Consider the following 11318-nt stretch of genomic DNA (forward strand, 5'->3'; position numbering starts at 1 on the left):
CGCCTTTGGCCCACTTCTGGGGGTTTGGTTGGTTTGGCCCCCCATTTGGTGTGTTTGGGTGCGCGCCCCCCCCCCCACGCCACATTGGGGCGCTTCGGGACGGCTAGCGTGAGCGGGGTGGAAACGTGGCGCGTGATCGCGACGGCGCTGCTCGCGGCGGCCGGGCTGCCGCTGGTGCTCGTCGTGATGGCCAAGGTGCGCGACCGGACGCAGAGCTCCGGCCAGGTCGCCCTCGGCGGGGTCATCACCTTCACCCTGCTGGTCGTGGTGGGCGTGCTCACCCTCACCGTGCTGCCCGGCGTCGTGAGCTGGGTGCTCGTCGCGGCGGTCGCGGCTGCGGTCAGCGTCATGCTGCTGGCCAGCTGAGCGCTGATTTAGGGTGAAGAAGTGACCATTCCCCATGCCGGCTGGACCGACGAGCTTGCCCGCGCCCGGCTGCACTTCGTCACCGGCAAGGGCGGGACCGGCAAGACGACGCTGGCCGCCGCGCTCGGCCTCGCGCTCGCCCGCGAAGGCCGTCGCGTGCTGCTCATCGAGGTCGAAGGCCGCCAGGGCATCGCCCAGCTCTTCGACACCGAGCCGCTGCCCTACGCCGAGCAGCGCATCGCGTCCGTCCCCGGCGGGGGCGAGCTGCGCGCGCTGCACGTCGACGTCGAAGCCGCGTTGCTCGAGTACTTCGAGATGTTCTACAACCTCGGCTTCGCCGGCCGGACGCTGCGGCGGATGGGCGCGATCGAGTTCGCGACCACCCTGGCCCCGGGCCTGCGGGACGTCCTGCTCACGGGGAAGATCAAGGAGTGCGTCGGCCGGACCGAGTCCGACGGGCGGCACACCTACGACGCCGTCGTCGTCGACTCGCCGCCGACCGGCCGGGTCGTCAAGTTCCTCGACGTCACCAAGGCTTTGACGGACCTCGCGAAGACGGGCCCGATCCGCGGCCAGGCCGAGGGCGTCGTGCGGCTGCTGCACTCCGGCGAGACCGTGATCCACCTGGCCACGCTGCTGGAGGAGATGCCGGTCCGGGAGACCGTCGAGGCCGTGGCCGAGCTGGACGGCGCCGACCTGCGCCCGGGCGCGGTGCTGGTCAACCGGGTCCGGCCGCCGCGGCTGCCCGCCCGGTCGGTGACCGCCGCCGCGGACGGCCGCGTCGACGCCTCCCGCGTCCGCTCCGGGCTCGCGTCGGCCGGCCTGAAGCTGCCGCAGGAGACCCTGGACGCGCTGGTCGACGAGACCGTCGAGCACGCCGTGCGGGTCGCGGCCGAGCAGCGGGCGCGCGAGCAGCTCGCCGAAGCCGACCTGCCCACCCTCGAGCTGCCGGACCTGACCGACGGCGTCGACGTCGCCGCCCTGTACGACCTGGCCGAGGCCCTGACCGACCAGGGGGTGCGGTTGTGACCACCATCGACATCGACGCGCTGCTCGACGACCCGGAAAGCCGCGTGATCGTCTGCTGCGGCTCCGGCGGCGTCGGGAAGACGACCACGGCGGCGGCGCTGGCTCTGCGCGCGGCCGAGCGCGGCCGCCAGACCGTGGTGCTGACGATCGACCCCGCCCGGCGGCTGGCGCAGGCCCTGGGGCTCCGCGAGCTGGGCAACCACCCGAAGCAGGTGCAGGTCGAAGGGTTCGAGCCCAAGGGCGAGCTGTGGGCGATGATGCTCGACATGCGCCGCACCTTCGACGACATGGTGCGCGTGCACGCCGGCCCGGAACGCGCCGAGCAGCTGCTGCAGAACCCCTTCTACCAGACCATTTCCACGTCGTTCTCCGGCACGCAGGAGTACATGGCGATGGAGAAGCTGGGCCAGCTCGCGGCCACCGGCGACTGGGACCTGATCGTCGTCGACACCCCGCCGAGCCGGTCCGCGCTGGACTTCCTGGACGCGCCGACGCGGCTTTCGTCCGCTTTGGACGGCCGGATGATCCGGCTGCTGACGGGCCCGGCCAAGGCCGGCGGCTGGGGCCTGCGCAAGGTCGTCAACGCCGGGTTCTCGATGTTCGCCAAGGCCGTGTCGACGATCATCGGCGGCCAGCTGCTGACCGACGCGTCGGCGTTCATGCAGGCCTTCGACAGCATGTTCGGCGGCTTCCGCGAGCGCGCCCGCAAGACCGCGGAGCTGCTGCGCTCGTCCGGGACGTCGTTCCTGGTCGTGGCCGCCCCGGAGCCGGACGCGCTGCGTGAGGCGTCCTACTTCGTCGAACGGCTGTCGGCGGAGTCGATGCCGCTGGCCGGGCTGATCGCGAACCGGACGCACCCGGTGCTCGCGAAGCTGTCGGGGGCAGAGGCGCTGGCCGCGGCGGAGTCCCTGCAGAACGCGCCCCTGGCCGAGGCCGTGCTGCGGCTGCACGCGGACCGCGTCGACCTGGCGGCCCGCGAAGAACGGCTGCTGGCCCGGTTCACCCGGGCCCACCCCGAGGTGGCGCTGGCGAAGGTGCCGGCACTGGCCGGCGACGTCCACGACCTCGACGGCCTGCGCGACATCGGCACCAAGCTCGCCGGCTGAAGCCGAGCTTTCACGTGAAAGCTCGGCCCGCAGGTGGGAGCTTTCACGTGAAAGCTCCGCTACCGCCGCTCGGGTCAGCCGACCTTGACCCGTTCCGTCGCGTCGCGCTTGGCCGCTTCGAGCAGGTCGGCCCAGCTCTCCACGTCGGGACGGCGGCGCAGCAGCGCGCGCCGCTCCCGTTCGGTCATGCCTCCCCACACGCCGAAGTTGATCCGGCCGTCGAGTGCTTCGGCGAGGCATTCCGTGCGGACCGGGCAGCCCATGCAGACGGCTTTCGCCCGGTTCTGCTCCGCACCCCGGACGAACAGGCCGTCCGGATCGGCGTCCCGGCAGGACGCGTTGATTCGCCAGCTCGACTGGTTGGTTTCCATACCCCCAGCTCCCTACCCTGGTGATCGACGCACCAGCGGGGAAAGGCACTGCGCTCCCTGCCCCCGCGAGCGTGTCTCCCTCAGCTCACGTCGGTTACCCGGGCACCTCCCCGGTGCCGGTGCCGCCGTTCGGACCAAGCGGACTCCCACCCGCGTTGATCCATCCGTCGGCTTTTCTTCGTGAGACGTTGACGGACTGTAGGGGCCTTCGGTTCCCCCCGCCAAGCCCAGAATGCCTTCCGTCACCAGTTGTCACCAAAGGGGGTCGGTTTTGTCACTGATCCCACACCTCCGGGGACACGGCGTCACCGGCGCCCGATTCACTCCGGGTAGCCTGGCCCTCGTGCGAAAAGCGGATGGTTTGTTCAAGCTCATCGGCCTCTGTCTGCTCGCGGGGGTGCTCGTCGCCGGCATGCTCTTCCCGGTCGTGGGGGCCGCCGGTGTCATGTCCAACCAGGCCAGCGAGACGGTGGAGAAGACGTCGTCCGACCTCGCCGACATCCCGCCGCCGCTGGTCACGACGGTCACCGACAACACCGGCCAGGCGATCGCGACCCTCTACGACCAGTACCGGCTGCCGATCAACGAGACCCAGATCAACGAGGCCATGAAATGGGCCCTGGTCTCGGTCGAGGACAAGCGGTTCTACGAGCACCACGGCGTCGACTGGCAGGGCACGCTGCGCGCGGCCGTCAGCAACAGCGCCGGCGCCGACACCCAGGGCGCCTCGACGCTGACCCAGCAGTACGTGAAGAACTACCTGATCAACGTCGTCTACCGGAACGACCAGATCGGCCAGAAGAAGGCTCAGGAGCAGTCGATCGCCCGCAAGCTCAAGGAAGCGCGGATCGCGATCCAGCTCGAGACGAAGCTGACCAAGCAGCAGATCCTGGCCGGCTACCTGAACATCGTCGAGTTCTCCCGGCAGATCTACGGCATCGGCGCGGCGGCGCACGCGTACTTCGACACGACTCCGGAGAAGCTCACCGTCCCGCAGGCCGCGCTGCTGGCCGGCCTGGTGAACAACCCGATCAACAACGACCCGTGGAAGCACGCGGACAAGGCCACCGCGCGCCGCAACCTGGTGCTCGACCGGATGGTGGAGAACAAGAAGCTGGCCAAGGCCGACGCCGACCGCTTCAAGGGCGAGCCGCTGGGCGTCGTGGCGGACGGCCCGAAGAAGGGCGCGGCCAACTGCATCGGCGCGGGCGCCGAGGACGGGTTCTTCTGCCAGTACGTCGAGGACTACCTGATCAAGGCCGGGTTCTCCAAGGACCAGCTCTACACCGGCGGCTACACGATCAAGACCACGCTCGACCGGCGCGCCAACCACGAGGCGAAGGCCTCGGCCGAGGCGCAGGTCGACAAGACCCAGCCGTACATCGCGAACACGTTGTCGCTGGTCAAACCGGGTAGGGACCGGCACGAAGTGGTCGCGCTGGCGTCGAACCGCGACTACGGCCAGAACCCGGACGCCGGCCAGACGACGTACACCCTGCCCGCCGGCGTCTACAACTCCGGCGGCGCCGGCTCGTCGTACAAGGTCTTCACCACCGCCGCGGCGATGGAGAAGGGGCTCGTCGGGATCTACACGCCGGTCGACGTGCCGGACACCTACGTGTCGCACGTGTTCACCGGTGGTGGCGACAGCTGCCCGCAGACCGGGCCGCCGCTGCGCTCGCGCTGGTACTGCGTGGGCAACGCCGGTGACTACAGCCGGGTCGCCCAGGGGGCGACGATCCAGACCGCGCTCGCTACGTCGCCGAACACCACGTTCGTCGAGCTGGAGGACCGGCTCGGCAGCACGGCGCCAGCCATCGACATCGCCCGGCGCCTCGGCATGCGCGACACGATGGCGAGCACGATCGGCGGTGGCACGGTCGACCCGAAGTCCCCGGACGAGAAGAAGCGGCTCAGCCAGGCGCAGGTCTACGGGCCCAACGGCAACAACCCGGGCTACGGCGCCTTCACCCTCGGCTTCAGCCCGCTCAGCGGCCTGGAGCTGGGCAACGTCGCGGCGACCATCCTGTCCGGCGGCGTCTGGTGCCCGCCGACGCCGATCGGCGGGGTGACCGACCGCAACGGCAAGCCGGTGCCGGTCAAGGAAGCGCCGTGCGAACAGGCCGTGCCCGAGGGCCTGGCGAACACCCTGGCCGTCGGCATGTCGAAGGACGACCAGCCGGGTGGCACCTCGTACAAGGCGGCCAGCGGCGCCGGCTGGAACCGGCCGAGCATCGGCAAGACGGGCACGACGCAGGCCAACGTGTCGGGTGCCTTCTTCGGTGGCACCCCGCAGCTGGCGGGGGCGGCGATGACCTTCAAGTTCGGCGGTGGCCGGGGTGGTATCTGCGACAGCGGGCCCGGCAACGTCAGCCTCTGCCCCGGCGGGCGTGACGGCAACATCTTCGGTGGTCACGCGCCGGCCCGCACGTTCTTCGGCGCGATGACGAAGATCCTGGAAGGCCAGCCGCCGGCGGAACTCCCGCAGCCGGACCCGCAGTACATGGGCGGCGGCGCCCGCTAGCCGTTTCATCCGAAGGCCCTCGCGCTCCGGCGCGGGGGCCTTCGTCGTGTCAGGCGCCCGGCATGGCGGACAGGATCTGTTCGTTCCACCAGTAGTAGAGGTCTTCCAGCTCGTCGGCGTTGGTCACCTTCGCCGACTTCAGCAGGCCCGCCATCAGGTTCCGCTTGTCCGTCCACACGAGCATCGCCGGGTCGCCGAGGTAGCACGTCAGGTACTCGCCGTCGACCGGGTGCCGCGTCTCGGCGCGGTAGTAGGTGCCCCAGATCTTCGGTGCCTTCGTCGGGTGGCACGCGCCCCGGGCGTCGTTCCTCGTCAGTCCCTGCGCCTTGACGATGCCCTGGAAGAACGCGTCCATCGCCGCGGCGTCGGGGAACCGCAGGAACCGCGCGCCGGTCGGCTGCTTGAAGACGACGTTGCCGGACGGGGTGTCGCCGACGTTCGAGTCCACGCACTCCACCGCCGCCACGGCGCCCGCGTCCGGTGGCGCGTCGCCGCAGGTGGCGTTGCCCTTGTAGGCCGCGGGAATCGCGTCGTTCAGTTTCGCGTCATGCGGCGTCTTCGATTCCGAAGTGGACGGTCGTTCCGTCGATGTCTCCGTCGCGGGTGCCGGAGAGGACGTGGTAGGCAGCGTGGTCTGCGGGCCGGGCCCGGCCGTCTGCCCTGTGTGGCCTTTCGTGATCAGGTACGTGACCAGCAACGCGACCACGACGACACCCGCGAGCGCGGCGCACAGCACGATCCACCGGTTCCGCTGAGGTGACGGCTGAGGTGACGGCTGGGGCGGGCGCGGCGGGGCCGCCACGGTGTGCTGCCACGTCGGGATCGGCGGAGGCGGCGGAGGCGGCGCGGTCACGGCCGCGCGGACGGCGTCGGCGAACGCGCCGGCCGTCGGGTACCGGCCGGCCGGGTTCTTCGCCATGCCGCGCGCCACGACGGCGTCCAGGGCCGTCGGCAGGCCCGGCCGCACCTGGGACGGCCGCGGCGGCGGCGCGGCCAGGTGCGCGCCCATTTGCGCGGCCGCGCCCTCGGCGGGGAACGGGCGGCGTCCGGTGAGGCACTCGAAGAGCACGCACGCGAGCGCGTAGACGTCGACGAGACCGGTGATCGGGGCGTCGCCGAAGCGTTCCGGCGCCATGTAGTCGAGGGTGCCGATCACGTTGCCGGTGCCGGTGATCGACGTCCCTTCGGCGGTCATCGACCGCGCGATGCCGAAGTCGACGAGGTACACGAAATCCGAGCTCGTGACGAGGATGTTCGACGGCTTGACGTCGCGGTGCACCAGCCCGTCGGCGTGGGCGGCGTCGAGCGCGCCCGCGACCTGGGCGACGATCCCGGCGGCCCGTACGGGGTCGAGCGGCCCGTGCGCCAGGAGTTCCTTGAGGTCGCGGCCTTCGACGAGCCGCATGTCGAGGTACAGGCGGCCGTCGATCTCGCCGTAGGCGTGGATCGGGATGACGTGCGGTTCCCGCAGCCGCGCGACGATCTGCGACTCGCGGCGAAAGCGCGCGCGGAACGCCTCGTCGGAGCCGAACGGGTCGGACAACAGCTTCAGCGCGACGACGCGGTCGTGCGCGGTGTCGTAGGCGCGGTGGACCTCACCCATCCCGCCGCGGCCGAGCAGGCCCTCGATCCGGTACGGCCCGAACTGCTCCATCGTTCTCCCCAAGCCCCCCGGCCTGTTTCCCGTCTCCGGGCCGACGCAGATGCTAAGCGGCAGGTTCCCCGGAACGGGGGCGAAGTCACCCAACCGTTGAGCACGTATCCTGGGTTTCGTGAGCACGCTCAGTAACACACGCACGTCGGGGGCGACCGCGAAGCGCCTCGCCGCGGGGACGCTGGCGCTCGGCGCCGCGACCCTCGGTTACGCCGTCGGCATCGAACGGCGCCACTGGACCCTCCGCACCGCCGAACTCCCGGTGCTGGCGCCCGGGTCGCGGCCGTTCACCATCCTGCACATTTCGGACCTGCACATGCTGCCCGGCCACCACAGCAAGCAGCGCTGGGTGGCCGCGCTCGACGAGCTGAACCCGGACCTCGTCGTCAACACCGGCGACAACCTGTCGCACCGGACGGCCGTCCCGGCGGTGCTGCGCGCGCTGGGCCCGCTGCTCGACCGGCCCGGCGTGTTCGTCTTCGGCAGCAACGACTACTACGCGCCCAAGCCGAAGAACCCGGCCCGCTACCTGATGCCGCAGGGCAAGAAGAAGCGCATCCACGGCGTCCAGCTGCCGTGGCGCGACCTGCGCGCGGCGTTCGTCGAGCACGGCTGGACCGACCTGACGCACGTCCGCCGCACGATCGACGTCGGCGGGCAGCGCGTGTTCGCGGCCGGCGTCGACGACCCGCACCTGCGCCGCGACCGCTACGCCGACATCGCGGGCCCGGCCGACAGCGGCGCGGCCGTCCGCATCGGCGTCACGCACTCGCCGGAGCCACGGGTGCTGGACACGTTCGCCACGGACGGTTACGACCTGGTCCTGGCCGGCCACACCCACGGCGGCCAGCTCCGCCTCCCGGGCTACGGCGCGATCGTCACCAACTGTGAGCTGGACCGCAGCCGGGCGCGGGGGGCCTCCCGGTGGGGGGCGCACATGTGGCTGCACGTGTCGGCCGGGTTGGGGACGTCGCCGTGGGCGCCCGCGCGGTTCGCCTGCCCGCCCGAGGCGAGCCTGTTGACGCTGGTCCCGCGCGGATCGGGGTCCGACGAACCCCATAAGTCGGCCCCCCGTAAAGCCCGCGACAGCGTCCGCTAGACTTCTCCACGACCCGTTAAGCAGTACCTCGGGGTGTGGCGCAGCTTGGTAGCGTGCCTCGTTCGGGTCGAGGAGGTCGTGGGTTCAAATCCCGCCACCCCGACGAGATGGTCCTTGGGGGCCGCGTGTTCGCAATTGCGCGAACCTACGCGGCCCCCTCGGTATTTTCTGGGGGTCGAACCCCCAGGCCCCCGCCAGGGGGCTTCGCCGCCCTGGACCCCCTGCGCGGCCGCGCGTTCTCACTCAGGGCCGGGTGGCGGTCACCTCGACCCAGCACTGGCTGAAATCACCGTCGCCACCGCGGGTCCAGACCCACGCCGAACGCGCCGCGCTCGCCAGCTGGTCGCGGTCGCGCCCGAACTCCGGGTCCGCGATCGCCGCGTCCAGGCGGGATTCCACGTACTTCGCCAGGTCGCGGTAACTCATGTCCTCGCGGTACCGCACCCGCGAAACCACCTCCGTGAAGCCCGCCCGCGCGCACTCGTCCGCGATGTGGCGGCCCGCGAACGGGTCACCGCCCGCGCGGCGGCGCAGCAGGTAGTGCCCTCTCAACGCCGCGTCGACGTTCGCCGTCTTCGGGCGCAGGCGGGCCTTGCTCCAGTCCGATGTGGACAGCGCCAGCTTCCCGCCGGGACGCAGGACCCGGCGCAACTCCGCCAGCGCGTCGGCCGGGCGGGCGAGGTGTTCGAACAGCGCGTGCGAGAACGCCACGTCCACGCTGCCGGAAGCGAACGGCAGGTCGTACGCCGACGCCACCAGGAAGTCCACTGTGGACCTTCCGGCGCGGCGGGCCGCCGCCCGGGCCAGCGCCACCTGGCCCGCGTCGACGTCGACGCCCGCCACCCGTGACTCGGCGGCCAGGCCCAGGGTGATCGCGCCGGGACCGCAGCCCAGGTCGACCACCCACGTACCCGGCCGGAACAGGGGCTGGGCGAACGTCGCGCGCTCCGCGGCCGTGCGCGCGGCCATCATCGAAACCGCGTCTCGCCCGTAGCCCGGCGCGTAACCCTCCAGCACCCCGCACACAGTACGGCCAGAAGGTGGCAGGATCGAGGGGTGAGCACGCAGTCAGCCAAGCAATATCCGCCCGCGGTGGTCCCGGACCGGCTGTTCGACGACGCCGAAGCCGAGAACCGCTGGCGCGCCCGCTTCCACGCCCCGCGCATCTCCGTGCCCGAATGGGCACGCGACGCCCCCGAAGCCAACGTCTACGTCTCCAACGCCAGCGGCGTCTGGGAGGTCTACGCCTGGAACCGCGCGACGGACGAGCACCGCCGCGTCACCGACCGGCCCAACGGCACCCTGCACGCCACGCCGTCGCCCGACGGCGAGTCGATCTGGTGGTTCGACGACACCGACGGCGACGAGTTCGGCTCCTGGGTCCGCGAGCCGTTCGCCGCGACCGAGGGCAGCGAGCCGGAGAAGGCCGTCCCGGACGTCCACGACGGCTACCCGGCCGGCCTCGAGATCGGCGCGAAGATCGTCGCGGTCGGCGTCTCGACCGACGACGGCAGTGAGCTGTTCGCCCGCGTCGGCGGCGAGACGCACCGCTTCTACAGCCACGCGGACGACGCCGGCATCGCCTCGCTCTCCCGCGACGAAAGCCTGATCGCCATCTCGCACTCCGAGCACGGCGACTCACGCCACCCCGCGTTGCGGGTGCTCGCGGCCGACGGGTTCGGGACCGTCGCCGAGAAGTGGGACGGCGAGGGCAAGGGCCTGACCGCCCTCGAATTCTCGCCGCTGCCCGGCGACCAGCGGCTGCTGGTCCTGCACGAACGCCGTGGCCGCGAAGAGCTGCTCGTCTGGGACGTCCGGGCCGACACCGAGACCGAGATCGAGCTGGACCTGCCCGGCGAGGTCGTCGCCGGCTGGTACCCGGACGCGCGAGCCCTGCTCGTCGTCCACTTCCACGAGGGCCGCAGTTCGTTGTACCGCTACGACCTCGACACGGCCGAACTGTCCTCAGTGGACACCCCGGCCGGGCGGATCGGCGGTGCCGGCGTCCGTCCCGACGGCACGGTCGAGTACTCGTGGTCGAGCGCCGCCGAGCCGACGGCGGTGCGGGCGCGGACCACCGACGGCACCGACTCGATCCTGCTCGAACCGCCGGGTGAGCGGGCGCCGGGCTCGGAGCCGGTGACCGACGCGTTCGTCGAGGGTGTCGGCGGGCGGATCCACGCGCTGGTCTCACGGCCTTCGGGCGCGCCGGACGGCCCGCTGCCGACGGTGTTCTCCCTGCACGGCGGCCCGCACTCGGCGGACGAGGACCGGTTCTCCGCCTACCGCGCCACCTGGCTCGACGCCGGGTTCGCCGTCGTCGAGGTCAACTACCGCGGCTCGACCGGCTACGGCTCGGCCTGGCGTGACGCCATCGAGGGCCGTCCGGGCCTGACCGAGCTGGAGGACGTCGCCGCGGTCCACGACTGGGCCGTCCAGAGTGGACTGAGCGACCCGGCGAAGTGCGTCGTGAACGGCGCTTCGTGGGGCGGCTACCTGTCCCTGCTCGCGCTCGGCACCCAGCCGACGCGGTGGGCGGCGGGTGTCGCCGGGGTGCCGGTGGCGGACTACGTCGCGGCGTACGAGGACGAGATGGAGCAGCTGCGCTCGTTCGACCGCGCGCTCTTCGGCGGCTCGCCCGACGAGGTGCCCGCGGTGTACCGGGAGTGCTCGCCGATCACGTACGTCGACGCGGTCAAGGCGCCGGTGCTCGTGCTGGCCGGCGACAACGACCCGCGCTGCCCGATCCGGCAGATCGAGAACTACCTCGACCGCCTCGGCGGCCGCGACCTGCACCACGAGTTCTACCGCTACGACGCCGGCCACGGCTCGCTGGTGATCGCCGAGACGATCAAGCAGACGTCGATCGAGGTCCACTTCGCCCTCCGCGCGCTCGGCCTGCGCTGACCCGCAAGTCCGTGAAGGCCTCCTTGCCGGCTCTTATGGCCGGGAAGGAGGCCTTCACGGCTTTTCAGCGCTCGGAGTGCAGGACGCCGCCGGTGGCCCAGTGGTCCGCGCCGACCTCGACGAGCGTCACCTGGACGCCTTCCGGCTTGCCGCCGCAGGTGCGGATGAACGCGTCCGTCAGTTCCCGGACCAGGGCGCTCTTCTGGGCGGGCGTGCGGCCGGGGAACATGGCAACGCTGATCATCGGCATGGCGGGCTCCTG

Annotated in this window: 10 protein-coding genes and 1 tRNA gene; 7 read left to right on the plus strand and 4 right to left on the minus strand. The window is 71.5% G+C overall.

Going from position 1 to position 11318, the window contains the following annotated elements; genetic code table 11:
- Window positions 1-117: 117 nt before the first annotated feature.
- Genes AB0G28_RS13285 through AB0G28_RS13295 form a run of 3 tightly spaced genes read left to right on the plus strand, consistent with a single transcriptional unit; the run spans window position 118 to window position 2501 of the window.
- On the plus strand, window positions 118-366 hold the full coding sequence (locus AB0G28_RS13285; protein ID WP_361087475.1) for a hypothetical protein: 249 nt from the start codon (window positions 118-120) through the stop codon (window positions 364-366).
- A gap of 21 nt (window positions 367-387) precedes the next feature.
- Complete coding sequence (locus AB0G28_RS13290; RefSeq protein ID WP_361087477.1) at window positions 388-1395, plus strand: ArsA-related P-loop ATPase; 1008 nt, start codon at window positions 388-390, stop codon at window positions 1393-1395.
- Window positions 1392-2501, plus strand: a complete 1110-nt coding sequence (locus AB0G28_RS13295; protein WP_361087480.1) for an ArsA family ATPase — start codon at window positions 1392-1394, stop codon at window positions 2499-2501. The genes AB0G28_RS13290 and AB0G28_RS13295 overlap by 4 nt, the downstream gene beginning before the upstream one ends.
- A 74-nt stretch (window positions 2502-2575) precedes the next feature.
- Here AB0G28_RS13295 and AB0G28_RS13300 read toward each other — a convergent pair whose 3' ends face one another.
- Window positions 2576-2872 carry a WhiB family transcriptional regulator gene (locus AB0G28_RS13300; RefSeq protein WP_361087482.1) on the minus strand — a complete coding sequence of 99 codons (297 nt, stop codon included), beginning with the start codon at window positions 2870-2872 and terminating at the stop codon, window positions 2576-2578.
- A 343-nt stretch (window positions 2873-3215) separates the two neighbouring features.
- On the opposite strand from AB0G28_RS13300, the gene AB0G28_RS13305 reads away from it, so the two are divergent.
- Window positions 3216-5396 carry a transglycosylase domain-containing protein gene (locus tag AB0G28_RS13305; protein ID WP_361087485.1) on the plus strand — a complete coding sequence of 727 codons (2181 nt, stop codon included), beginning with the start codon at window positions 3216-3218 and terminating at the stop codon, window positions 5394-5396.
- Window positions 5397-5445: 49 nt separating this feature from the next.
- Here AB0G28_RS13305 and AB0G28_RS13310 read toward each other — a convergent pair whose 3' ends face one another.
- Window positions 5446-7050: a serine/threonine-protein kinase gene (locus AB0G28_RS13310; RefSeq protein ID WP_361087487.1), complete on the minus strand. Its 1605-nt coding sequence runs from the start codon at window positions 7048-7050 to the stop codon at window positions 5446-5448.
- A 118-nt stretch (window positions 7051-7168) separates the two neighbouring features.
- Between AB0G28_RS13310 and AB0G28_RS13315 the strand changes: the two genes are divergently transcribed.
- Both AB0G28_RS13315 and AB0G28_RS13320 read left to right on the plus strand, forming a co-directional pair.
- A complete protein-coding gene (locus AB0G28_RS13315) occupies window positions 7169-8149 on the plus strand; it encodes a metallophosphoesterase (protein ID WP_361087490.1) in 981 nt (326 codons plus the stop codon).
- A 29-nt stretch (window positions 8150-8178) separates the two neighbouring features.
- Window positions 8179-8252, plus strand: a tRNA-Pro gene (locus AB0G28_RS13320).
- Window positions 8253-8392: 140 nt separating this feature from the next.
- On the opposite strand, the gene AB0G28_RS13325 is transcribed toward AB0G28_RS13320, so the two are convergent.
- Window positions 8393-9166: a methyltransferase domain-containing protein gene (locus tag AB0G28_RS13325; protein ID WP_361087493.1), complete on the minus strand. Its 774-nt coding sequence runs from the start codon at window positions 9164-9166 to the stop codon at window positions 8393-8395.
- 39 nt (window positions 9167-9205) lie between these two features.
- On the opposite strand from AB0G28_RS13325, the gene AB0G28_RS13330 reads away from it, so the two are divergent.
- Complete coding sequence (locus AB0G28_RS13330) at window positions 9206-11056, plus strand: prolyl oligopeptidase family serine peptidase (RefSeq protein WP_361087496.1); 1851 nt, start codon at window positions 9206-9208, stop codon at window positions 11054-11056.
- A 64-nt stretch (window positions 11057-11120) separates the two neighbouring features.
- On the opposite strand, the gene AB0G28_RS13335 is transcribed toward AB0G28_RS13330, so the two are convergent.
- Window positions 11121-11306, minus strand: a complete 186-nt coding sequence (locus tag AB0G28_RS13335) for a tautomerase family protein (protein WP_013230573.1) — start codon at window positions 11304-11306, stop codon at window positions 11121-11123.
- Window positions 11307-11318 lie beyond the last annotated feature (12 nt).

This window comes from Amycolatopsis sp. NPDC021455, assembly GCF_040640995.1.
Classification (GTDB): domain Bacteria; phylum Actinomycetota; class Actinomycetes; order Mycobacteriales; family Pseudonocardiaceae; genus Amycolatopsis.

What these genes read in the sequence shown, in the direction of transcription:
- AB0G28_RS13300 (WP_361087482.1), bottom strand. Translation starts at nt 2,872, where the DNA reads ATGGAAACCAACCAGTCGAGCTGGCGAATCAACGCGTCCTGCCGGGAC.
- AB0G28_RS13310 (WP_361087487.1), bottom strand. Translation starts at nt 7,050, where the DNA reads ATGGAGCAGTTCGGGCCGTACCGGATCGAGGGCCTGCTCGGCCGCGGC.
- AB0G28_RS13335 (WP_013230573.1), bottom strand. Translation starts at nt 11,306, where the DNA reads ATGCCGATGATCAGCGTTGCCATGTTCCCCGGCCGCACGCCCGCCCAG.